This is a genomic window from Prevotella pectinovora (assembly GCF_000834015.1).
Lineage (GTDB): Bacteria > Bacteroidota > Bacteroidia > Bacteroidales > Bacteroidaceae > Prevotella > Prevotella pectinovora.
Genome location: NZ_JXQI01000063.1, coordinates 1 through 23,019, shown reverse-complemented (window position 1 = coordinate 23,019; position 23,019 = coordinate 1). Strand labels below are relative to the sequence as shown.

The following is a 23,019-nucleotide window of genomic DNA, read 5'->3' as shown; positions in this document are numbered from 1 at the left end:
GTTAACTAAAAAAAACATGACAATGGAAGAAAATACATTACATCCCGCAAGGAAACTCTTGCTTGGACAACTCATTGCCTACCTTTTGCTGGCGGTAGCCGTGGTGGTGGGTTTCGAGTCAGACCTTCTTGAAGTGGGAGCCTGTGCCCAAGACGTGTTCGTGAAATACCAGGTGCTCATGCTAATGGAGGTCCTCACGATATGCTTCATCCCCATGGCTCTCAAGATGTTCAGTCTTTCTGCGGTCCGCCGTCGTCTGAAGGCTGACAGAGTCCGTGGACTTGTCCTTTTCGGTTCCTGTCGTCTGGCGATGATAGGCGTTCCTCTCGTTGCCAATACCATTCTTTATTATATGTCGATGTCCGTGGCCTATGGCTACATGGCTATAATCGGCGGTCTGTGCTTCACGTTTGTTTATCCCAGCATAGGCCGTTGTATCAATGAAACCAATATTGGAGAATGAAAATCTCAGTAATAATAGTAAACTATAACGTTAGATACTACCTCGAGCAATGTCTCTTGAGCCTTCGCAAGGCCCTTGCCGACATCCCCTCTGAGGTGTTTGTCGTAGACAATCATTCGCGCGATGGATCCGTGGAATATCTCCGCCGCCGTTTTCGTGAAGTTACCTTCGTGGCGAGCACTCACAACCTCGGTTTTGCCCGTGCTAACAATTTCGCCATCAGGAAAGCCCAGGGCGAGTACGTGCTGCTGCTTAATCCCGACACCTTCGTCGGCGAAGAGACCATCCGTGAATGTCTGGATTTCATGGACGGCCACCCGGCAGCCGGTGGACTTGGTGTAAAGATGTTGAAGTGTGACGGCGATAAAGCGATGGAGAGTAGGAGAGGGCTTCCTTCGCCGCTCACCGCCTTCTATAAGATGTGCGGACTCTGCGGGCGCTATCCCCAGAGTCGCCGCTTCGGCAAATATTACATGAGCTATCTCAGCTGGGACGAGCCTGTCCAGATAGAGGTGATAAGCGGGGCCTACTGCCTGCTGCGCCACACGGCGATAGATAAGATAGGAATGTTAGACGAAGACTTCTTCATGTATGGCGAAGACATTGACCTCTCTTACCGTCTGCTCAAGGGCGGTTTCGAAAACTGGTATCTGCCCGTCTCCATACTCCACTACAAGGGCGAGAGCACCCATAAGTCCTCCTTCCGTTACGTCCACGTCTTCTATGAGGCCATGCTCATTTTCTTCCGCAAACACTACCGCCATCTCAGCTTCTGGATAAGTCTGCCTATCCGTCTCGCCATCTATGTCAAGGCCACCATAGCCCTCGTTCAGATGCTTCTAGGCAAGTCAGCCCATTCTATGGGCTTCTTCTCGGTGAAAAGGAAGAAAGAGCCAGAATACCTGTTCCTGTGCTCCGGGAAGAACCTCTCGTCCTGCCGTCGGCTTGCCGACAACCGTGGACTTACCGCCCGATTTGTGGAATGCTCCGTTGTCGATAGGGAGAAGGGGCATGAGGCTTATCTCGACAGGCTTTCTTCCGATACCGTTACCTATGTGGTCTACGACATCTCCCTCTTCAGCTATGGCGACATACTGCGAGCCTTTGAGGGTAATCCTCGCAAGAACGTGCTGATAGGAACCTTCAACCCCCGGAACCACATCCTCATCACCGACCAGGAAGTGCTGAGATGACGGCAGGGATGGCGATAGTGCCTGTTAGTCTGCCTTGTCGGCAAGTATGATGCATGCGATACATAAGTGCCTATATAAATAAGGTGGACGATTCCTGCCCTACAAATAGTTGAGAATACAATTTCAGACCCCAACATGACAGCAGAGATGACAAGAGAAGAACTGCCAGCCGTGAGATTCCGCGCCATAGAGCCCGAAGATCTCGACGTGCTCTACAAGATAGAAAATGACACGAGCCTATGGAACGTGGGTGTCACCAACGTGCCCTATTCCAAATACATGCTTCATGAGTATATAGCCGGTTCAAGCGGTGATATCTATGCCGACAAGCAGGTGAGGATGATAATCAGCAATGACGCAGGCGATATAGTGGGCGTTGTAGACCTCACCGATTTCGATCCCCGCCATCGCCGTGCCGAACTCGGCATCGTGATCCAGTGTCCCTTCCGAGGGCGTCATTATGCCCAGGCGGCGATAGAGAGAATCAAGGCCTATGCCCGTGACATTCTCCTTATCCATCAGCTTTATGCTTATGTGGATTGTCAGAATTCCACCGCCCTGAGGACTTTTGAAAATTGCGGCTTTATAAGCTCCATAACCCTCAAAGACTGGCTTTTCGACGGCAAAAAATACCGTGAAGCGGTGCTTATGCAATATTTTTTATAAAAAAAGTTGCGAAAAGTTTTGGAGATTTCAAAATTATTCGTACCTTTGCAACCGCAAATGAAACGATAGAGTTCTGGTGCGTTAGTTCAGCTGGTTAGAATGCCTGCCTGTCACGCAGGAGGTCACGGGTTCGAGTCCCGTACGCACCGCTGAAACTCTTGAAATTTAAAACGCTATTTGGTGCGTTAGTTCAGCTGGTTAGAATGCCTGCCTGTCACGCAGGAGGTCACGGGTTCGAGTCCCGTACGCACCGCAAAGAAGACTGCTATATGGCAGTCTTTTTTTATTTCATGGCATTTTCGCCAGAAAGAGATATTTATTTCCATAACGACATAAGAGATCAGACTGGTGATTTTTAATATTTAAGTTTTAGCTATAAAAGATGAAAAGACTGTATTTTTTGTGTGCAACGCTCTCGATCTTCAGTTTGGGAGCTACGGCACAGGTGGCGTTGCCGCTCAGCGTGGACAAGGACGTCTTCAACGCTGACTCTATTTTCGTGGAGAAGACACGCGTGGGATGGGATGACACGGAAAGCGCCGTGAAGACCGATAACTTTCAGGACGGAGGTGTTGCCGTGTTCACCTTCAAGGACACTCCGGGAATGCTCCATCTCGACTATTCCAGAACGAGATACGGCAAGAGTAACGTGATGCTCATCCAGGAAAGCACGGACGGCAAGGAGTTCACCGACATCTATAATGGTGCCGCCTCCACTTCGTGGACCAACCTATCGGCAAACCTTAGCAAAGACACCCGCTACATCAAGCTCTATTACGACGCCAAATATACCTTCGGCGACGTTGGCTCACGCATGGGATATTGGCGAAATATCAACGTCACGGAGCCTATAGCCTCGCAGACAGATGCAGCCGTGCTCTCCATGGAGTATGGCTCAAAGGCAAAAGGAACGTTCAGCGTGGCTTATTCAAACCCCGCAGGCGATATCGTGGTCACCACCGCCGACCACCACATCACCTTCGGTCCTGAGGGTTCCACATCGTTCACCATATCCGGCGTTGCCGGCAAGGAAGGCTCTGCCATAGTGGACTTCTGTTATGACTCGGCGCTGGAGCCGATGCAGGTGGGTGAGCTTACTTCGCTCTTTACCGTTGCCGACTCCGGCAATGAGGGTTACACTAAAGAATACAAGCTTGTGGCAAACATTGACGCTCCGATCATGATCTCCAGACGAGAGGGCAGCATGACCACCGTTGTGGGTCAGCAGACCACAGACACGTTCAATGTTACCTATCTGCCTACTCTCTCTGCCGACGACATCACAGTGACTTCCTCTGCCGATGACGTGGCTGCCAGTGTGGCTCCCGATGCCGACGCCGAAAACACGCTCGTGGTAACGCTCACCTATGCTCCACAGGCAGCAGCAAAAGACGCACAGGCTACCGTGAGCGTTGCGGAAGCCACATCGGGAATGAGCCTTACCTATGTGCTCACTCTCAACGCATATCAGGCAAACAGCGTCATCACCACCGTTGACGAGTATAACGACTTTGCCTCGATTGCAAATCAGGGCTTCAAGGTGGATGCTGAACTTGCCGCTGACCTTGAGTTCAGCGCTGAGAATCCAAACGTGCAGATAACGAACTTCTCGGGCTCTTTCGACGGCAAGCGCCACACCATCAAGGGTTACGGCGCAGCTGAGGAGCCGGCTCTTTTCGCTGGTAGCTCGCTCACGGGCTCCGTCAGAAACCTCGCCCTCGACAACGTGAGTCTGCTCGACGCTGATGTGCAGTCGACTGACGAGGATGGCAACGGACTCTCCGTGGAGTGCTGCTACGGCACACCATCTGACACCCCTGCCTCACAGCTCATGAACTATGCATACATGAAAACCGAGAAGGTGATAAACTGTTTCACCCGTGTGCGTGGCGAGGAGATAGACCCCACCACAGGCGAAAGAGCCACCATGTATCTATACAAACTCTCTGGCGGTACTCTCGGTATGCTCGAGGCCGACTCCAGAACCATCGAGGGCAAGTCAGCCTGCTTTGCTCTGTGGAAACTCCTCGATAGCGAAGACGGAGCTCCGTCTGTGTTCGGAATGAAGATAGGTGCCGACGAGATGCCTTCGTTCCTCACGGCAGACAACGCCATTTCAACGGCTAGATATTTCGCCAATGTGGCCGATGCCCAGGGTGGTGTCCTTTATGCTCAGGATGGCAGATACTATGCCGACAATCTCTCTGAGTTTGATTTCGAAGCCGACGCCAACGATTTCATCGTGCTCGATGCTGACAGCGAAACTCTCGGCAGCGACTCCGTTGCCTCGCTGTCTGCCAATGTGATTACTGCCGACGGAAAGGCAAACCTAGTGCGTCTTACCGATGGAGAGGATTATTTCTTCCCTTCAGTATCGGGACTTCAGCAAATTGCGGCTGCCCGAGTGGAATATGAGCGCCAGCAGTCGCGCAATGGTCTCTATGAGCCATACGCACTGCCATTCGATATTACTGCCAGTTCGCTGCAAGACCAGTTTGAGGGTGACCAGTTTGACATTGCTTTCTTAGACCCGTCGAAGAACGTAATCGATGAGGCGCGTTCGCAGATTATCCTACAGTCTGCTTCAAACGAAAAATACAAAGGCTCCGTAGCGAAGACAATCCCTGCTGGAATGCCGTTCTTCGTTTCGTTGTCAGGCGTCGATGGCGATGCTGCAGTTCAGACCGTCATCTCGTTCGTTGGCGAGAACGTGGTTCTGACAGACCTCTCTGCCACTCCTGTCGACTATCTGCCCTTGAAAGGTACATTCAGCAGCACCAGTGCCTCTTCTATGGCTGGTGAGGAGTTCTATGCCTATATGCTCTCTCAGCTGACCGACGCCGATAAGGCGCAGCTCCTGTTCAGCGCTGCATCAGATGCCAGCGTTGAGGCTTTCAGAAACTGTATACTGCTTCACGGTAGTATCACCGACGGTGGCGTGAAGCCATTCTCTCTTGTCATCGACAAGGGCGCTGCTGACGGCATCAGCGAGGTGGCCTCCAACTCTTCTGCCGTCGCTTCTGCAATATACAACCTTGCCGGCCAGCGTGTCCTGAGGATGCTGCCGGGACAAGTGTATGTGTCTGGAGGAAAGAAGTTCGTGATGAAATAAAAACTCAAAAAACATGCATTCCTTCCGGAAAGGAAGGAAACGACAACTCCCCCGAATGGCGAGTGATTGGCAATTCAAAACTTTTTGATTCGGCCTTTCTCTCTTCCATTCGGGGGAGTTTCTTTGTTGGTAATTATGATAATATCTTTTCGCGAGGATGCATTTCCTGTAGTGTCTAATAAACGGAAAGAACCCAACCGAGATTATGGATTGTGGCTTGCTTCAAGCTCCTGCTTTATAAATCGCCATGTGTAGCCCTTGCCTGAGCGAGCCACCTCTTCGGGAGTGCCGGTCGTCATCACGTTGCCGCCGCCGCTGCCGCCCTCGGGTCCCATGTCTATGATGTGGTCGGCGAGCTTTATAACGTCGAGGTTGTGCTCTATGATAATCACGGTGTTACCTTTGTCTACGAGCCGCTCCAGCACGTTCATCAGTATGCGGATGTCTTCGAAGTGGAGTCCCGTGGTGGGCTCGTCGAGGATATACATCGTTTTGCCCGTGTCGCGTTTGCTCAGTTCGGTGGCGAGCTTCATGCGCTGGCATTCTCCGCCGCTGAGTGTGGTGGAGGGCTGTCCGAGCTTGATGTATCCTAGTCCCACGTCTTGTATGGTCTTTATCTTGCGCAGTATGTCGGGCACGTTTTCGAAGAATTCCACTGCCTGGTTTACGGTCATGTCGAGCACGTCGGCGATGCTCTTCCCCTTGTATCTCACTTCGAGCGTCTCGCGGTTGTAGCGTTTGCCATGGCACACCTCACAGGGCACCATCACATCGGGCAGGAAATTCATCTCTATTGTCTTGTATCCGTTGCCACCGCAGGCTTCGCAGCGTCCGCCCTTTACGTTGAAGGAGAAGCGTCCGGGCTTGTAGCCTCTGATTTTGGCTTCGGGTAGGTTTACGAACATCGCCCTGATGTCGCTGAACACTCCCGTGTATGTGGCGGGGTTTGAGCGTGGCGTGCGTCCTATAGGCGACTGGTCCACGTTGACCACTTTGTCGAGGTGTTCCATTCCCTCTATGCTGTCGTAGGGCATAGGTTCTTTGAGCGAGCGGTAGAAGTGTTGGCTGAGAATGGGCTGGAGAGTCTCGTTTATGAGTGTGGATTTTCCGCTGCCGCTCACTCCCGTTACTACGATCAGTTTGCCCAAGGGGAAGTCAACGTCCACGTTCTTCAGGTTGTTGCCCTTGGCGCCGTGTATGATGATATGGGATCCGTTGCCCGGTCGGCACTCTTGGGGCACGGGGATGCTCTTGGTGCCGTTGAGGTAGTCGCTCGTCACGGTGTGCTGGCGGAGCATCTCCTGTGGTGTGCCTTGGAATACGAGCTTGCCACCCTTGCGTCCGGCTCCCGGTCCAATGTCCACGATATAGTCGGCGTTGAGCATCATGTCCTTGTCGTGTTCTACCACTATCACCGTGTTGCCGATGTCTCGCAAGTTTTTCAGCGAGGTGATGAGCTTTTCGTTGTCGCGCTGATGGAGTCCGATGCTCGGCTCGTCGAGGATGTAGAGCACGTTGACGAGCTGTGAGCCAATCTGTGTGGCTAGCCTTATGCGTTGGCTTTCGCCTCCGGAGAGCGACATCGACTGGCGGTTGAGGGCGAGGTATTCCAGTCCCACATCGAGTATGAATCGTATTCTGGTCCTTATCTCCTTTAGTATTTCTGCAGCTATCTGCCTGTTTTTGTGGTCGAGGTGGGCTTCGGCTTCATCGAGCCACTGGTAGAGCTGCCTGATGTCGAGTTCTGCCACCTGCGAGATGTTCTTGTCGTAAATACGGTAGGAGAGCGATTCCTTATTGAGCCGTCCGCCGTGGCATTCGGGACAGGTCTTTACGCTCATGAACTGTTCTGCCCATTTCTGCGCTTCCTTGCTGTCGTCGCCCTGGATGGCTGCCTGAAGGTATTTCACCACTCCGTCGAAGCTGACAAAATAGTCGCTCGTTGTGTGTACCACCTCTTTCTTTATCCTTATCTTCTCGAGCTTGCCGTAGAGTATGTCGTTGAGAGCGTCGTCGGGCAGTTCCGCCACTGGTGTCTTGAGCGAGAACCCGTAGTCGTCGAGTATGGCGTCTATCTGCCAGAATATCATCTGGTTCTTGTATTTTCCGAGTGGTAGTATGGCTCCCTCGTGTATCGAGAGCGAGGTGTCTGGGATTATCTTCGCGAGGTCAATCTCGTTCACCGTGCCCAGTCCCTTGCATCGGGGGCATGCTCCTTCGGGGGAGTTGAACGAGAATTTGTTAGGTGCCGGGTCGTTGTAGGCTATTCCTGATGTGGGGCACATGAGCCTCTTGCTGTAGTATTTCGCCTCGCCCGTGTCCTTGTCCATTATCATGAGCAGTCCGTCGCCCTGCCTCATTGCTGTCTGTACGCTCTTGCGCAGCCGTTCCTGGTCTTTTTCCCTTGCCTGTAGCTTGTCCACAACCACTTCAATGTTGTGGTTTTTGTATCTGTCGAGCTTCATTCCGCTCTTTATCTCCATGACCTGTCCGTCCACGTGCACGTAGAGGTACCCCTTCTTGAGCATACTCTCGAAGAGTTCGCGGTAGTGTCCCTTCCTGTTTCTCACCAGCGGGGCGAGGATAAAGATTCGCTTGCCCTCATAGGCGGTGAGTATCATTCTGATAACCTCTTCCTCTGTGTATCTGACCATTTTTTCGCCTGTCACGTAGCTGTAGGCTGTGCCGGCTCGGGCGTAGAGCAGTCGCAGAAAATCATAGATTTCGGTGGTGGTGCCCACAGTTGACCGTGGGTTCTTGTTGGTGGTCTTCTGCTCTATGCTTATTACGGGGCTCAGACCCGTTATCTTGTCCACGTCTGGGCGCTCCAGTCCGCCCAGAAAGTTACGGGCATAGGCAGAGAATGTTTCCACGTAGCGCCTCTGCCCTTCGGCGAAGATTGTGTCGAAGGCGAGTGATGATTTTCCTGAGCCGCTCATTCCTGTTATCACGGTGAGGCTATGGCTTGGGATTTCCACGTCGATGTTTTTCAGATTGTGCACCCTGGCTCCCCAGACGCATATCTTGTCGTCTTCTCTTTTCATCTGGCGGTTCCTCCTCCCGTGTTGGTGCCTTCGGTGTAGCCTCTGAGCAGGTTCACGTCTCTCTTTATATTATAGGTCTTGCCGTCGGCGCCCTTAGCTTTCACGAGCACATAGTACACGCCCTGTGCCACGTCCTTGCCTTTGTATTTGCCGTCCCATCCGTCGGCGGGGTTGGTCCATTCATAGAGCTTCTGCCCCCAGCGGTTGAAGATGTAGGCGTGGAATTCGGTGAGCGACTGGTAGCCGTCTTTCGCCTTGTAGATGTCGTTTATGCCGTCGCCGTTGGGTGAGAAGGCGTTGGGCATTTCCAGCTTGCTTTCGCTGATGGTGACGCGCAGCGGCTGCTGCTCGCTCCAGTATTCTTGTCCGTATTGTATCACGTCGTTGCCCTTGGTGAAGGTGGCGTAGAGCACTATGCTGTGGCTGCCAGCCTTGGTGAAAGTGTATTCCGTGTTCTCCTCATACCTTGTGAGATAAGGTTCTGCAGAGCCCTCGCGGGTGAAGCGCCACTCGTAGGTGGCGGTGTAGTCGCCCACGTTGCTGGCGTTGGCTTGGAAATAGCCCTTGAGCGGGGCCTGGCCTGACATCTCGGCGCTTTCGGTCACTTCGCCGTCCACGCTCGTGTAGGTGGCTGTGGGGTTGATGACCGGGGTCTCGTCGTCGGCGAAGGCGTTGCCGGCGAACAGGAACAGTGATAAGAATGCTAATATTTGTCTTGTCGTTGTCATGCTAATAACTATTTTTGCAAAAATACGGCTTTTTTCTTTGTCCTGCAAAATAATAGAAAAGATATTATTTGTGAGTTTGGATTTTTCAACTTATCTTTGTGCCCAAATAAATGATTTGAAAATAAAATGAAAAGTTTGTTCAGATTTTCCATGTTGCTGGTTATGTTGCTCTTTGCCGTCGTGGCAGAGGCGCAGCAGCAGAACTACCGCGAGATGCATAAAGTGAAGAAAGGGGAAACCCTCTTCGGGATCGCGCGTAGGTATGAAATCACCGTGGACCAGCTCATAAAAGCCAACCCCGACATGAATGCGGTGGGCTACGAACTGAAGAAAGGCGACTATATCTTCATACCATATCCCGACGGGCAGAAGCCTGAAGCCACGCAGAAACCTGCCGCTTCGCAGAAGGCAAAGGACGACAAGACAGTGAGGGTGGGCATTATGCTGCCGCTTCACAACGTGGACGGCGATGGAAGGCGCATGATAGAATACTACAGAGGATTCCTCATGGGATGCGACGAGCTGAAGAAGGCCGGGCAGAACGTGGAAGTCATGGCATGGAACGTGCCCATCGACGCCAACATCAGCCAGACACTCGCCAAGGAGGGTGCCGACAGGTGTGACGTGATTTTCGGTCCGCTATACTCCGCACAGGTTGCGCCGCTGGCGGCTTTCGCCAAGCAGCACGGCATAAAGATGGTGATACCATTCTCCATAACAGGAAACGAGGTGGAGAAAAACCCGAACGTGTTCCAGGTATACCAGTCGCCGCAGTTCTTCGCACAGCAGACGGTGAAGTATTTCATCGAGCGCTTCCAAGGGTCACACGTGGTGGTGGTGGACTGCAACGACGCCAAGAGCGACAAGGGAGTATTCACCATGGCGCTCAGAATGGCGCTCGCAGAAAAGGGAATGACATGCAGCATCACAAACCTCTCAAACAGCGGGGAATATTTCAGCAAGGCATTCAGCAGGCAGAAACCAAACGTGGTTGTGCTCAACACAGGACGCTCGCCCGAGCTGAACACAGTGATAGCAAAGCTCGACCAGCTGAAGATGGACCAGCCTGGAGTGAAAATCTCACTCTTCGGATATACAGACTGGCTTATGTATGCAAAATACAATCTCGACAAGTTCTGCAAGTATGACACATACATACCCACACATTTCTATTATAACCCACTCTCATCATCCACACAGGCATTCGAGAGGGAATACAGACTGAAATTCGACCAGAGCCTGATGGATTACCAGCCACGGTTCGCTATAACAGGACACGACCACGCTCTCTTCTTCATCAGAGGAATAAGCAAGAAGGGCAGACAGTTCCTCGGGACAGAGGCCGACAGCAATGTGCTGCAGACTCAGCTGCATTTCAAGAAGGCGGGAAGCCAGGCAGCAGGAATGCAGAACGTGGCGCTGAGCTTCGTTCACTACAACACGAACCACTCAATATCCATAATCAATTATTGACACGCCGCCACAAGCCGTGGCGACGGCAAAAGGACAAAAAGACAGATGAACAGAATGACAAGAATTCTCGCCGTGGCACTTTTTATGACGCTGCTGATCCCCGTAGGCACAATGGCACAGGTGGGAGAGCATCGAAGCGTGTTCAGCATAGGAGCCGGAGGAGGATACGTGATGAGCAACGTTGGATTCACGCCAAAGGTAAACCAGAAAATGTATGGCGGAATGATGGGAGGATTAGCATTCCGCTATGTGTGTGAGAAATATTTCAACACCATCTGCTCGGTGCAGGCAGAAGTAAACTACGCCAAGATAGGGTGGAAGGAAGACATACTCGATCTCAACGATGCTCCCGTGATAAACCCGCAGACAGGAGCGGCAGAGGAATACTCGCGCACCATAAACTATATACAAATTCCCGTGTTCGCACATCTGGCATGGGGAAAGGAAAAGAAAGGAATGCAGTTCTTCTTCCAGGCAGGACCACAGGTGGGGATCTGGCTCAGCGAGTCTACAGAAGCAAGCTACGACCTCTCGGCACCTAATCTGCAAGACCGTGCAAACAGGACGGTGGCGCAGGAGACCATGCCCGTGGAAAATAAATTCGACTATGGAATAGCTGCCGGACTCGGAATGGAATACTCGCACCCCAAGGCGGGACACCTTCAGCTGGAAGGAAGATACTATTACGGACTCGGCAACATCTACGGAGACTCGAAAAAAGACTACTTCGGAAAGTCGAACTTCGGAAACATCGTAGTGAAGCTCACTTACCTCTTCGACCTCACGAAGTGAAGCAGATAGCCGTTCGGTCGCGACGCAAGACTGCAGAAGCGGCAGAATGCTGTCGAGGTGGCGGTAAGGCTGCCTAAACAACGGTAAAACAGCTCAGACGACGGGAAGCAGCCGGGCGGAAAGGTTAACCAAGAAACATTATTAACTATTAACTATAAAAAAAACACAATTATGTTTGAAAATCAACCAAAAGGTTTGTGGGCATTAGCCTTGGCAAACACAGGTGAGCGTTTCGGATACTACACTATGCTCGCCGTGTTCTTACTCTATTTGCAGGCCAACTTCGGATTCCAGACCGGAGTGGCAAGTACCATCTACTCAACATTCCTGATGATGGTCTACTTCCTCCCGATTATCGGAGGTATAGCTGCCGACAAGTTCGGATTCGGAAAAATGGTAACCACAGGTATCTTCATCATGTTCATCGGATATCTCGTGCTCTCACTACCTCTCGGCAAAGACAGCGTGGCAATTGCTGCCATGGGAATCTCCCTCATCCTCATCGCATTGGGAACAGGTCTGTTCAAAGGAAACCTACAGGTAATGGTAGGTCGTCTTTACGACGAGCCACAGTTTGCCAGCAACCGCGACTCCGGTTTCTCACTTTTCTATATGGCAATCAACATCGGCGCTATGTTTGCACCTACTGCTGCCATCAAGATCATGAAGTGGGCGCAGATGAGTCTGGGCGTTTCTGAGGCTGATTCTTACCACTTCGCTTTCGCCGTGGCTTGTGCTTCGCTCATCCTCAGTATAGCAATCTATTATGCTTTCAGCTCTACATACAAGCACGTTCTTGCAAACGAGACAAAGGCCAAGTCGGATGATCCGGCAGCAAAGGCAGAAGTCAAGGAACTCTCTCAGGCTGAGACAAAGGAGCGCATCGTTTGTCTGTGTCTCGTCTTCGCAGTCGTTATCTTCTTCTGGATGGCGTTCCATCAGAACGGAAACACGCTGACACTCTTCGCACGTGACTTCACACAGAAGACTTCTGAAGGTCTGCAGTCTATGGCGTTCGACGTGACAAACCTCGTGGCTTGTATCTTTGTGGTTTACGGAAGCTTCGCTCTTGCACAGAGCAAGACCGGCAAGGGCAAGGGCATCGCATTCGGAGTTATCCTCGCTGCCATAGCTTTCCTCTTCTACAAGTATACCACACTCGACAGCCACGTAGACATTGAGGCTCCTATCTTCCAGCAGTTCAACCCTTGCTATGTGGTGGCTCTTACACCAGTAAGCGTGGCTCTCTTCTCATGGCTCAACAAGAAGGGCAAAGAACCAACATCACCAGAGAAAATCGGTCTCGGTATGCTCGTTGCAGCTCTCGGATTCGTGTGGATGGCAGTATGCTCAATGGGTCTTGAACTTCCGCTCACACAGGGCAACGCAGCTACGGAAGGCGCACGAGTAAGCGCAAACGTGCTCATCTCTACTTATCTCATTCTGACATTTGCAGAGCTCCTTCTTTCGCCAATCGGTATCTCGTTCGTGTCGAAGGTTGCTCCTCCAAAATATGCAGGTTTGATGATGGGTCTCTGGTTCGGTGCTACTGCTATCGGAAACCAGCTCGTTATGGTGCCTGGCATCATGTGGGGCATGAACTTCAACCTCGTGACTATCTGGGGAGTTCTTGCAGGCATCTGTCTCGTTTCGGCACTCTTCATCTTCTCTATCATCAAGAAACTCAACAAAGTTTCATAAGCAAGAATAAAATTCCTCACAGAAATTTATTGGAATAAAAGCACAATATAAACAAATAACATTCCGGTCCATCCGCTCATGTAGGCTATGTATCCGTAGGCTGCATCGGGCGGATGGATTTCTTTTATTCCGTAACCTCATTCCTGTCATTTAGCTTTAGACGTTCTTCCGTTGAGCCTGATGAGAGATTCACGCTTACCTCAATATGCCATTATAACGTATGGGTTAAACAAAAGTAAAAAAACGAACATGTCACGCTAAGAGCCGTTAACGCTTACAGATTGATTGTTAAAAGAGAAGAAAAGTATGAGACATTATGGCAGTTTTACATTTGTTGCGTCTATATTTGCACTCCGAAAACCAAACTGAAATGTGTAACAATAAAGATATTTTGAAATGAAAAAACTATCTAATCGAATTGCGATGGTTGCAATGTCACTTACATTGACCATTGCGACGCCAACAGCAGCTTTTGCGGGCGTCAATGCAGTTCCAAGTCAACCAGTTGACCTGACTTACGCAGCAGAGAAGGCTCTGCCATCTGTGGTGCATATCCGTTTCTTGCAGAATAGCAAAGTGCAGACCGTTGACGTGCAGTCTGATCCCTTCGGAGACTTCTTCGACCCATTCGGCTTCTTTGGAAACCCTGGGAATGGTGGCACGCAGAAGAGAAAAGTGCAGACTCCAAAGAGAGAAGGTTCCGGTTCAGGAGTCATCATATCTACCGACGGATATATCGTGACCAACAACCACGTGGTGGATGGAGCTGACGAACTAACCGTGACGCTCAACGACAACAAAGAATATTCTGCCCGCATCATCGGTACGGACAAGACTACAGACCTCGCACTTATAAAAATCAGTGCCACAAACCTCCCAGCCATGCCTATAGGCGACAGCGACAAGCTGAAAGTGGGAGAGTGGGTGCTTGCAGTGGGAAATCCTTTCAACCTTAACTCCACAGTTACAGCAGGAATCGTAAGCGCCAAGGCGCGGTCGCTCGGAGCCAACGGCATAGAGTCGTTCATTCAGACCGACGCTGCCATCAACTCTGGAAACTCCGGCGGAGCATTGGTAAACACACGTGGGGAGCTCGTGGGTATCAATGCCATGCTTTACTCACAGACCGGAAGCTATAGCGGCTATGGATTTGCCATCCCTACCACTATCATGAACAAAGTAGTGGCTGACCTGAAGAAATACGGAGTTGTGCAGCGTGGTGTGCTCGGAGTTTCAGCTATCGACGTGAACAAGTATTTCGACTCGCAGAAAGAACAGGGCAAGGAGGTAGACCTCGGAACCATGGAGGGAGTATATGTAGCCAAGGTGGATGAGGACGGCTCTGCAGCCGAGGCCGGAATCAAGGAAGGCGACGTGATCATAGCCGTAGATGGCAAGAAGGTGGTCAAGATGAGCGAATTCCAGGAATATATCACAAACAAGCGCCCTGGCGATAAGGTGACCGTGACATATCTGCGCAAGAAGCAGAAAAAGACCGCTACCATCACTCTCAAGAACGAGCAGGGCAACACGAACATTGTGAAAGACGCTGATCTGGATGTTCTCGGTGGAACATTCCGTCCTGTGACAGAACAGGAGAAGAAAGATCTGAACATCAGCTACGGATTGGTAGTGACAAAGGTTACCGGCGGAGCGCTCAAGGATGCGGCAGTTTATAAAGGCTTCGTAATCCAGCAGGCTAACGACACACCGATGAAGACTCTCAACGACCTGCAGAAGGCAGTCAAGGACGCTTCTACAAGCAAAGATCCTGTGCTTATCCTCAAGGGATTTTCGCCAACAGGAAAGAAGGCTTACTTCGCTGTGATGCTTGACAAACAGTAAAATCTTTCGACTGAATAACGATAAAAATATCAATGGCACAGGCAAACTACCTACATAAAGGCAGTTTGTTTGTGCTTTTTTTATTCAAAACAGGCTGTTTTGACTTCATATTCATAGGTATTTGAAAAAAAAGAATATAATCTTTTGTCGTTAGAATAAATAATATTATATTTGCATTTGGTAAATTAGTTAAAACTTTTTTCTATGAGACAACTGAAAATCACATCATCCATTACAAACCGCGAGGACCTTTCGCTTGACAAGTACCTGCAGGAAATCGGACACGAAGAACTGCTGACCGTAGACGAAGAGGTGGAATTGGCGCAGCGGATAAAAAAAGGTGACCGGAAGGCACTTGAACGCCTCACAAAGGCAAACCTCAGATTCGTTGTCTCAGTCGCTAAACAGTATCAGAACCAGGGTCTCAGTCTTCCTGACCTTATCAATGAAGGGAATCTCGGACTCATAAAGGCTGCTGAGAAATTTGATGAGACAAGAGGCTTCAAGTTCATATCATACGCCGTGTGGTGGATAAGGCAAAGCATTCTGCAGGCTATTGCAGAGCAGAGCAGGATAGTGAGACTGCCACTGAATGTGGTGGGAACCGTGAACAAGGCTAACAAGGCGCAGAACAAATTTGAACAGCAATACGAAAGAAGGGCTAGCGTTGACGAACTCGCAGAGCAGACTGACCTGCCGGAGGACAAGATACGCGAAGCTATGAAAATTAACGGAAGACACGTGTCCGTTGACTCGCCAATAAAAGAAGGTGAGGAAGGAAGCCTTATTGACATAATGGCTAACTCCGACTCGCCGGATCCTGACAATGAGCTCGTGATGGAATCCCTGCGCGAGGAGATAAAAAGAGCGTTGCAGGCCCTGAACGAAAGAGAGCGCAAAGTCATAGAGGCTTTCTTCGGAATAGACCAACCGGAAAAGACGCTTGAGGAAATCGGAGTGCTGTATGGACTGACAAGAGAACGCGTAAGGCAGATTAAGGAAAAGGCAATACGCCGACTACGCCATTCCACTCAGAACAAACAGCTGAAATCCTTCCTCGGTAGCTGATAGCCTACAGACAAGGGAAAGGCGTCTGTAGGCTTGGCGTATCGAAATTCCATAGGTGGAAACGATATGAAAGTCCGGTGCTACTGAATGATGGAGACCAGGGTCCGGGTGATTTCTGAAATGGATAAATGAGTATATAAAAAAAACGAAATAGAAACAATACGAATAACAGAATAATGAGATCTTTAAAATATGTGGCACTTATGGCTGTACTGCTTTTGACGACAGTACAACTGGCTTATGCTGCCAAGGGAAAGGGAGTCAAGACTACTTATGTGTTTGGTGTGGCAACATCGTTCAACGATTCTACGGCTTATGTAACTGTCATTCAGCAGCTTGACTCTGTAACGACTGTAGGAAAAACAGGCATTCTGGCAAACAAACAGGAGTATTCTTATCAGCTACGTGAATTCATGGGCGGCAAAGGTATTCAGCATGCTACTTGTGTAACAGTAAATGCCAAGTCTCGCAAAGAGGCAGAGAAATCATTGAGCTCTATGAAGCAGCGGCTGGCTGGTAAGAACAAACTCATCGTAAAGCAGATACCCGCTGAAGAGTTCGCCTATCAGCGTGTGGTGATGGCGCATTGAGAATGGATGCAGGGACCTGTCTTTATTTTATAATTGAAATAATTCGAAATGCTCTATCGAATAGCGGAATTCCCTATTGAAATAAGTTTCTCGGAGGATTATACCGATGGAACAAGTCTGATTCCTTCTTTCACACCCTTTGTCATTGGTAGGATGTGTAAGGAGGAGTCTTTGTTGCTGCGTCTTTATGTAGACGATAAACTGCAGCCTAAAAAAGAAAACAGGGAACGTATTGGAGATTTCGATACGGGGAATGGCAATGTAATAGTAGACCGCTTCCCGGATTCCAGTTATCAGTATATAATAAAGGATCTTGAAGGCAGGGCTTGCTGCCTGCTACAGACAAACGCAGACTTCAACGATTGTCGCTGTGCGCTGAACGGTGATTTCTTCATGAGGCAGTATGCGCTCAACAATGCCGTGATGATGGCTTTCTCGTTTGCTGCAAGTTTTCAGAAGGCTTTGATGATTCATGCCTCGCTGGTGAGACACAACGGACGTGGCTATGCTTTCATAGCCCAAAGCGGAACTGGAAAGAGCACTCAGGTGAGCAACTGGCTGAGGTATATACCAGACTGTGACCTTATGAACGATGATAATCCTGTGGTGAGAGTCATCGGCGAAGAAGTGTTTGTTTATGGAACTCCGTGGAGTGGTAAGACGCCATGCTATCGTGATGTGAAAGCGCCTCTGGCAGCAGTAACTCGTATTGAGCGCTGCGAGAGAAACTGGGTGGAAAAACTGCCTACGGTGGCGGCTTTTGCTTCATTCCTACCTTCGTGTTCCACTATGAGATGGGACAAGAGGGTTTTTGACAATGTCTGCAACTGTATTTCTGACGTGATAAGATTTTCCGAATTATATACGTTGCATTGTCTGCCAGACAGAGAGTCGGCAGAGGTCTGTCACTCGATGATTGACCATGAATGAACTTGAGCCTGTTCAGATAATACATAATCTTATGAAGAAGAGAGAAGAGAAATTGTTTTCAAATTCAGAACTTATTCCAGAGGTTATAAGTCTTCTGGAGGAAGGACATACCGTGACCTTGCCACTGAGAGGATATAGTATGCGGCCCTTTCTTGAAGACAACCGTGACAAGGCATTGCTCATTCGGGCGAGAGACCCTAAAGTGGGAATGCCCGTGCTGGCAGAAATAGGCGAGAATTATTTCGTATTGCATAGGATTGTGAGCATAAAAGGAGAGAATGTGGTACTTCGTGGCGACGGAAATATCGGTACCGAACGCTGCAAGCTCTCTGACGTAAGGGCGGAGGCAATAGGATTCTACCGCAAAGGCAGGGAACATATCGACAAGACCAATGGCCTGAAATGGTGTCTATATTCGTTTCTGTGGACAAGACTGACGCCTCTCATAGTGCGTCGCTACATACTTGCTGCTTATCGCAGGATTGTTAAAACCGAAAATATCAATTGAAAAATATGCGTAAGAAACCTGGATTTAATCTTCGTGACGTCTGTGGAGAGCAGATTGTCGTGGCTGAGGGTAAAGAGAACATAGACTTCAGCAATATCATAAGTATGAACGAGACTTCGGCCTTCATTTGGGAGGCTTTGGGAGACAAGGAGTTTGATGCCGATATGATGGCTTCTTTACTTTTGGAAAAGTATGATGTTGATGCTGAAGTGGCAAAGGCAGACTGTGAAAATTTGCTTCGTGGGTGGAGTGAAATAGGTATCGTGGAATAATAACAACGACATGATCTTATGCTCAAATATATGTTCTGACAGTAGGTTGAGGATAACCAGTTGGTGCATGTTGGTATGGGCGTTGTTCTTTGTTATAGCTAAAAGTCTTGCTTTTTGTAGCTATAAGAATTGTTCATTGTAGTATAAAATGCATTTTGTAGCTATAAATTGCTCTTTGTAGTGTCCTTTTTGATAAATTAATAATGGCGGTTTCCCTTTAGACTTTATGTCTTGTTGGGGAAACCGCCATTATCCTTTTATATTCGTTTGGTTCTTTTGTTCCAAATCATGTGTGTCAGAAGCTTACTTCATCTTTTCAACAAAAAAGTCTGCAATCTGTCTGAGCAGGTGGTTGCGAGTGTTGCCACCATAGATGCTGTGGTTGCGGTTGGTGTAGATGTTCATGCGGAAATCCTTGTCTGCCTGAATAAGAGCCTCCGTGTATTCATATGCGTTCTGTGGATGCACGTTGTCGTCTGCAAGGCCATGACAGATAAGGAGGCTGCCGCTGAGACCAGCCGCTCTCTTGATCGGGTTGGTGTCGTAACCTGCAGGGTTCTCCTGAGGAGTACGCATATAGCGCTCTGTGTATACGGTGTCGTAGAAACGCCAGTCTGTTGGAGGTGCTACTGAAACACCTGCCTTGAATACGTTTCTTCCCTCGCTCATGCTCATGAGAGTGTTGAAGCCACCGAAGCTCCATCCCCAGATGCCGATGTTGTTTTTGTCTACGTATGGCAGAGTGCCAAGATAGAGAGCTGTTTCCACCTGGTCTTTCGACTCAAGGTCGCCAAGCTTGAGATATGTGCACTTCATGAATTCTTCTCCTCTTCCGCCAGTGCCGCGTCCGTCAACGCAAACCAGGATGAAACCTCTGTCAGCGAGATATCCGTCATAGAGACATCCGTTGCCCATTGAACCTACTGCCCATGAGTTTGTAACCTGCTGACTGCCAGGACCACTATACTGCCACATGATGACAGGATATTTCTTTGATGCGTCAAAATTGTGTGGCTTTACCATTATGCCGTTTAGCTTTACTCCCTCGGATGTCGTGAAGGTGAAGAACTCCTTCTGTGGAAGGTTGTATTCCTTGAGCTTGGTTTTCAGCTCGCTGTTGTCATTCACCATTGCGATGCGCTTTCCGTTCTTGTCACACATTGAGTATTCGAAAGGAGTGTTTCTGTCGCTCCAGATGTTCACGAAATACTTGAAGCCCTTGCTGAAAGATGCAGAGCTCCATCCGTCGCGTTTTGTCAGACATTCGGTCTTGCCGTTCTTTGCCGTTACATATACTTCGCGGTTCATCGGATCCTTCCCTGCAGCCTGATAATAGGTGTTGCCGGTCTTTTCGTCGTAGCCGTAAACATCGGTCACGTCATGTTTGCCAGTAGTGATTTTTTTCACCAGACTGCCGTTGATGCTGTAGAGATACAGCTGCATGAAGCCGTCGCGGTCGCTTGGCAGCAAGATATGGCTGTCGGTAATCTTGATGTTTGCCATGGCCTCCTCCTGAACATATTTGGCGTTCTTCTCCTGGATGAGCATCTTTGCTACTGTGCTTCTTGGATTTACGGCATATAGGCGGAGGTCGCTCTGATGGCGGTTGAATGTATAGACGATGATTTTCTCGGCATCTTTAGTAGCTACGATGCGTGGAATGTATCCGTCAGCGTCGAGTGGTACCTGCAATTTCCTTGTCTGATGCGACTTGATGTCGTAACTGTATACTGCCACCGTAGAGTTCTTCTCTCCAGCCTTAGGATATTTGTATGAGTAGAGACCAGGGTATGCGGCATATTCCTTGTGTTCAGGATATTCCCCCTTGAACATCTGCAGAGAGTATTCACGTACGTCCTTCTCGTCATACTTTATCCAGCATATCATGCTGCCGTCGCCATTGAAAGTCATGGCCGTGTTGAATCCGAACTCCTCCTCGTTCACCCAATCTGGAATACCGTTGATGAGTTCGTTCTTCTTGCCGTCTTTCGTCACCTGGCTCTCGGCGTTGTCGTAGAGCAGTTTTACAAGGAAGATGTTGTTGTCACGCACGAAAGCAATCTGCTTTCCGTCTGGTGACCAGACTGGTGTCTGCTGTGCTCCGTTGTCAGACAGCTTCTCAAGCTTGCGGCTTGCGATGGTGTAGATGTAGAAGTCGGCTGTGAAAGAACGTCTGTAAATCTTGTGTGAATTCGTCTGGATAAGCATCTTTGTACCGTCAGGACTCATAATATAGTCTTCGAAAGACTCTATTTTCTGACCGATGGTGTTGTTCACGTCAAACAGCACGTCGGTTTGTTTGCCGGTGCGGAAGGAGTATCTCACCACCTTCTTGCCGTCTTTGCTAACCTGGGCATAGGTCTCTCCGTCGTCGAGAGCCGTGATGCTTCCAATTCCTTTGGGGGCGAACTTGCCGGACGTGATGTCCTTGAGTGACAAGTCGTTGCCAGCCAAAGCAGTTGTAGCGCTAATCAATAAAGCTGCGCACATTAGGAACAATTTTCTCATAATTAAATTTATCTGTTTTTATAGTATTTCTATATCTATTGCAAAATTAGCAATTATATTGCAATTAGTACTCATGATTAAACACAATTTAACCCAAATGGGTTGTTACCCGGTGTTGAGGATTTGCATATTGTGTGAATAGTACGGTTTGTAGGGCTTTAACCATTCTTTAGTCCATAGATTATCAATTTTTAATTGTATCTTTGCATTTACATTTTATCAGAAACTGTTGATGCTATGTGTTTAATCCCGACGACAGTTGGATGGCTTCTGTCTTGGTGATATTTGATGGGGCTACGAATAAAACGTATTGCCGGCATCAGGTATTTCCCCGACTTACCAGTAAAAATAGAATATGCCAACTTATATAAAAATATTATATGCCGAATTATAATTCTTATAGCGAGTGGATAAGAGGGAAATTCCCGTTCAGGGTTCAGAAAATTTCCGTGGATGCCGGTTTTTCCTGTCCTAACAGAGATGGAAAGGTTGGTAGGGGAGGTTGTTGCTTCTGCGACAACCGTTCATTCAATCCTGCCTATTGTGACAGGGAACAGAGTATTACAGACCAGATAGAGAAGGGTAAACAGTTTTTTTCGCACAAATATCCAGACATGAAGTATCTTGCTTATTTCCAGGCTTACAGCAATACATATGCTGATATTGACATCTTGCGTAGGAAATACGAGGAGGCTTTGGCGTGTGATGATGTTGTGGGACTTATTATAGGAACCCGTCCCGACTGTATCAACGACGAGATTCTGGATTATCTGGAGTCATTGAATCGTCAGACTTTCCTCACGGTAGAGTATGGGATAGAAAGCACAGAGGATTCCACATTGTTGAGAATAAACCGCGGTCATGATTTCGGTTGCTCTGTCCATGCTATAGAAGAAACTTCAAAAAGGGGAATTGTCACCGGTGGGCACGTTATTGTGGGGCTGCCTGGAGAGTCTGCCGACGACATTATAGCTCAGGCTAAAAAAATATCTGCAACATCTCTCGACATTCTGAAAATCCATCAGCTACAGGTCGTTAGAGGAACACGGTTGGCTGAGGATTATGAGAGAAAACCTTTTCATGTCTTCTCGGTTGACGAATATATTCGCACAATCTCAGAGTATATCCGCAATCTACGTCCTTCGATTGTCATTGAGCGTTTCGTTTCCCAATCGCCAAAGGGAATGCTTCTTGCTCCAGACTGGGGGCTGAAGAACTATGAGTTTACAGATAAATTGAATAAATATCTTCGAGAGAATGACATTCGCCAGGGAGACGCTCTTTAATCCGGATCAACCATTTGGGCTTGTTGTGTTAAGGCTTGTTTCCACCTTCTGCTACATGTGTTTAATGATTACGGAAAAATCGTTGTCTTGGATGAATTTGGTAATGTCTGTCTTTGGATGGCACCGCATATACTTTTCGGTAGCCTTGACAAATTTAGTGTCGAAAGCCTTTTCTTCCAAGACCTTATTGCAGAGCCACATTATTTTTCCCAGATGTATATCTCGCTCTATCTGAGGTCTTTTGTCGAAGTTGGGCATCTGGTGGATGCTCATCAGATAGAAGCAGATGGCATCAGGCACAATGTTCTTTCTGTTCATAGTTTTGCGCTGCGTTTCCGGATAGTATTTCCTGTAAAGAGGATAATCTTCTCCGAGATATTTGTCTATGGAGATTCCTATCGTGCTGTTGCCGATAATGATGCTTTGGTCAAGGGCGCCAATTTGCATGTATATCCTTGGAATCACAATTTTAGGATAAATCTTCTGCAGGTTCGTGAATGCCTTATTGAACTGGTCGTTCAAGTCGTCAACGTTAGCATACTGTGATTCTGCATCGCTTATAAGTGTCTGTAGTGTAGAGTCTTGATAAAAAGTCAGGAATATCTTGTTTATCTCGGGGTCGTTTACTTCGCCCAGCTTGAGCATATCCTCAATGAGTGTTCTTGTCTCCATCGGGTAGTCGGTGTTCATCTGCTGAAGGGCAGAAAAGTCGCTCGTGGTGAGGTATTGACTTTCCAACCTGTCGTAGCGGCAGATTTCAATTTTCTGCGGTTCGCTATACAAGAAGTCGAAAGCCTTGAACTTATATTCGCATGAGCAAAATGCTATCTGAATACAAAT

The 23,019-nt window shown here is 48.9% G+C and carries 18 protein-coding genes and 2 tRNA genes; 16 read left to right on the top strand and 4 right to left on the bottom strand.

The genetic code is table 11. The features are described 5' to 3' along the window. Window positions 1–22: 22 nt before the first annotated feature. From ST42_RS08835 to ST42_RS08810, 6 genes are all read left to right on the top strand, one after another. Complete coding sequence (locus tag ST42_RS08835) at window positions 23–463, top strand: hypothetical protein (RefSeq protein WP_044073226.1); 441 nt, start codon at window positions 23–25, stop codon at window positions 461–463. Next, a complete protein-coding gene (locus ST42_RS08830) occupies window positions 460–1,656 on the top strand; it encodes a glycosyltransferase family 2 protein (protein ID WP_022315957.1) in 1,197 nt (398 codons plus the stop codon). The genes ST42_RS08835 and ST42_RS08830 overlap by 4 nt, the downstream gene beginning before the upstream one ends. Window positions 1,657–1,803: 147 nt before the next feature. Continuing rightward, window positions 1,804–2,322, top strand: coding sequence for a GNAT family N-acetyltransferase (locus tag ST42_RS08825; RefSeq protein WP_156139340.1), 519 nt, complete (start codon window positions 1,804–1,806; stop codon window positions 2,320–2,322). 75 nt (window positions 2,323–2,397) lie between these two features. Then, window positions 2,398–2,471 (top strand) — tRNA-Asp (locus ST42_RS08820). A gap of 30 nt (window positions 2,472–2,501) precedes the next feature. Beyond that, window positions 2,502–2,575 (top strand) — tRNA-Asp (locus tag ST42_RS08815). A 129-nt stretch (window positions 2,576–2,704) separates the two neighbouring features. After that, the gene (locus tag ST42_RS08810) at window positions 2,705–5,434 is read left to right on the top strand and encodes a hypothetical protein (RefSeq protein ID WP_044073224.1); all 2,730 of its coding nucleotides are present in this window, start codon (window positions 2,705–2,707) and stop codon (window positions 5,432–5,434) included. A gap of 203 nt (window positions 5,435–5,637) precedes the next feature. Here ST42_RS08810 and uvrA read toward each other — a convergent pair whose 3' ends face one another. Both uvrA and ST42_RS08800 read right to left on the bottom strand, forming a co-directional pair. Next, on the bottom strand, window positions 5,638–8,478 hold the full coding sequence (gene uvrA, locus ST42_RS08805; protein ID WP_044073222.1) for an excinuclease ABC subunit UvrA: 2,841 nt from the start codon (window positions 8,476–8,478) through the stop codon (window positions 5,638–5,640). Continuing rightward, on the bottom strand, window positions 8,475–9,206 hold the full coding sequence (locus ST42_RS08800) for a gliding motility-associated C-terminal domain-containing protein (RefSeq protein WP_052488294.1): 732 nt from the start codon (window positions 9,204–9,206) through the stop codon (window positions 8,475–8,477). Before ST42_RS08800 ends, uvrA begins: the two co-directional genes overlap by 4 nt. A 126-nt stretch (window positions 9,207–9,332) precedes the next feature. Here ST42_RS08800 and ST42_RS08795 point away from each other — a divergent pair, with 126 nt between their 5' ends. The 9 genes from ST42_RS08795 to ST42_RS08755 all read left to right on the top strand — a co-directional run bounded on the left by ST42_RS08795 (window position 9,333) and on the right by ST42_RS08755 (window position 18,385). After that, window positions 9,333–10,679: an ABC transporter substrate-binding protein gene (locus ST42_RS08795; RefSeq protein WP_022315952.1), complete on the top strand. Its 1,347-nt coding sequence runs from the start codon at window positions 9,333–9,335 to the stop codon at window positions 10,677–10,679. Window positions 10,680–10,724: 45 nt separating this feature from the next. Continuing rightward, window positions 10,725–11,471: a porin family protein gene (locus ST42_RS08790; RefSeq protein WP_042517144.1), complete on the top strand. Its 747-nt coding sequence runs from the start codon at window positions 10,725–10,727 to the stop codon at window positions 11,469–11,471. 171 nt (window positions 11,472–11,642) lie between these two features. Continuing rightward, on the top strand, window positions 11,643–13,172 hold the full coding sequence (locus ST42_RS08785) for a peptide MFS transporter (RefSeq protein ID WP_022315950.1): 1,530 nt from the start codon (window positions 11,643–11,645) through the stop codon (window positions 13,170–13,172). 396 nt (window positions 13,173–13,568) lie between these two features. After that, complete coding sequence (locus tag ST42_RS08780) at window positions 13,569–15,017, top strand: Do family serine endopeptidase (protein ID WP_042517143.1); 1,449 nt, start codon at window positions 13,569–13,571, stop codon at window positions 15,015–15,017. A 204-nt stretch (window positions 15,018–15,221) separates the two neighbouring features. Further along, complete coding sequence (locus ST42_RS08775) at window positions 15,222–16,085, top strand: sigma-70 family RNA polymerase sigma factor (RefSeq protein WP_022315947.1); 864 nt, start codon at window positions 15,222–15,224, stop codon at window positions 16,083–16,085. 176 nt (window positions 16,086–16,261) lie between these two features. After that, on the top strand, window positions 16,262–16,675 hold the full coding sequence (locus ST42_RS08770) for a hypothetical protein (RefSeq protein ID WP_022315946.1): 414 nt from the start codon (window positions 16,262–16,264) through the stop codon (window positions 16,673–16,675). Between the two features lie 48 nt (window positions 16,676–16,723). Next, window positions 16,724–17,605, top strand: a complete 882-nt coding sequence (locus tag ST42_RS08765) for a hypothetical protein (protein ID WP_022315945.1) — start codon at window positions 16,724–16,726, stop codon at window positions 17,603–17,605. Between the two features lie 31 nt (window positions 17,606–17,636). Further along, window positions 17,637–18,113, top strand: a complete 477-nt coding sequence (locus ST42_RS08760) for a S24/S26 family peptidase (protein ID WP_022315944.1) — start codon at window positions 17,637–17,639, stop codon at window positions 18,111–18,113. A gap of 5 nt (window positions 18,114–18,118) precedes the next feature. Then, on the top strand, window positions 18,119–18,385 hold the full coding sequence (locus ST42_RS08755; RefSeq protein WP_042517138.1) for a PqqD family protein: 267 nt from the start codon (window positions 18,119–18,121) through the stop codon (window positions 18,383–18,385). Window positions 18,386–18,688: 303 nt separating this feature from the next. Here the strand turns inward: ST42_RS08755 and ST42_RS08750 are convergent, their stop codons facing one another. Beyond that, window positions 18,689–20,893: a S9 family peptidase gene (locus tag ST42_RS08750; protein ID WP_042517136.1), complete on the bottom strand. Its 2,205-nt coding sequence runs from the start codon at window positions 20,891–20,893 to the stop codon at window positions 18,689–18,691. 380 nt (window positions 20,894–21,273) lie between these two features. Between ST42_RS08750 and ST42_RS08745 the strand changes: the two genes are divergently transcribed. Next, complete coding sequence (locus ST42_RS08745; protein ID WP_042517133.1) at window positions 21,274–22,179, top strand: TIGR01212 family radical SAM protein; 906 nt, start codon at window positions 21,274–21,276, stop codon at window positions 22,177–22,179. Between the two features lie 51 nt (window positions 22,180–22,230). On the opposite strand, the gene ST42_RS14065 is transcribed toward ST42_RS08745, so the two are convergent. After that, a partial coding sequence (locus tag ST42_RS14065; RefSeq protein ID WP_394365286.1) for a gliding motility protein GldB-related protein occupies window positions 22,231–23,019 on the bottom strand: 789 nt, incomplete at its 5' end.

What these genes read in the sequence shown, in the direction of transcription:
- ST42_RS08835 (WP_044073226.1), top strand. Translation starts at nt 23, where the DNA reads ATGGAAGAAAATACATTACATCCCGCAAGGAAACTCTTGCTTGGACAA.
- ST42_RS08830 (WP_022315957.1), top strand. Translation starts at nt 460, where the DNA reads ATGAAAATCTCAGTAATAATAGTAAACTATAACGTTAGATACTACCTC.
- ST42_RS08825 (WP_156139340.1), top strand. Translation starts at nt 1,804, where the DNA reads ATGACAAGAGAAGAACTGCCAGCCGTGAGATTCCGCGCCATAGAGCCC.
- ST42_RS08810 (WP_044073224.1), top strand. Translation starts at nt 2,705, where the DNA reads ATGAAAAGACTGTATTTTTTGTGTGCAACGCTCTCGATCTTCAGTTTG.
- uvrA (WP_044073222.1), bottom strand. Translation starts at nt 8,478, where the DNA reads ATGAAAAGAGAAGACGACAAGATATGCGTCTGGGGAGCCAGGGTGCAC.
- ST42_RS08800 (WP_052488294.1), bottom strand. Translation starts at nt 9,206, where the DNA reads ATGACAACGACAAGACAAATATTAGCATTCTTATCACTGTTCCTGTTC.
- ST42_RS08795 (WP_022315952.1), top strand. Translation starts at nt 9,333, where the DNA reads ATGAAAAGTTTGTTCAGATTTTCCATGTTGCTGGTTATGTTGCTCTTT.
- ST42_RS08790 (WP_042517144.1), top strand. Translation starts at nt 10,725, where the DNA reads ATGAACAGAATGACAAGAATTCTCGCCGTGGCACTTTTTATGACGCTG.
- ST42_RS08785 (WP_022315950.1), top strand. Translation starts at nt 11,643, where the DNA reads ATGTTTGAAAATCAACCAAAAGGTTTGTGGGCATTAGCCTTGGCAAAC.
- ST42_RS08780 (WP_042517143.1), top strand. Translation starts at nt 13,569, where the DNA reads ATGAAAAAACTATCTAATCGAATTGCGATGGTTGCAATGTCACTTACA.
- ST42_RS08775 (WP_022315947.1), top strand. Translation starts at nt 15,222, where the DNA reads ATGAGACAACTGAAAATCACATCATCCATTACAAACCGCGAGGACCTT.
- ST42_RS08770 (WP_022315946.1), top strand. Translation starts at nt 16,262, where the DNA reads ATGAGATCTTTAAAATATGTGGCACTTATGGCTGTACTGCTTTTGACG.
- ST42_RS08765 (WP_022315945.1), top strand. Translation starts at nt 16,724, where the DNA reads ATGCTCTATCGAATAGCGGAATTCCCTATTGAAATAAGTTTCTCGGAG.
- ST42_RS08760 (WP_022315944.1), top strand. Translation starts at nt 17,637, where the DNA reads ATGAAGAAGAGAGAAGAGAAATTGTTTTCAAATTCAGAACTTATTCCA.
- ST42_RS08755 (WP_042517138.1), top strand. Translation starts at nt 18,119, where the DNA reads ATGCGTAAGAAACCTGGATTTAATCTTCGTGACGTCTGTGGAGAGCAG.
- ST42_RS08750 (WP_042517136.1), bottom strand. Translation starts at nt 20,893, where the DNA reads ATGAGAAAATTGTTCCTAATGTGCGCAGCTTTATTGATTAGCGCTACA.
- ST42_RS08745 (WP_042517133.1), top strand. Translation starts at nt 21,274, where the DNA reads ATGCCGAATTATAATTCTTATAGCGAGTGGATAAGAGGGAAATTCCCG.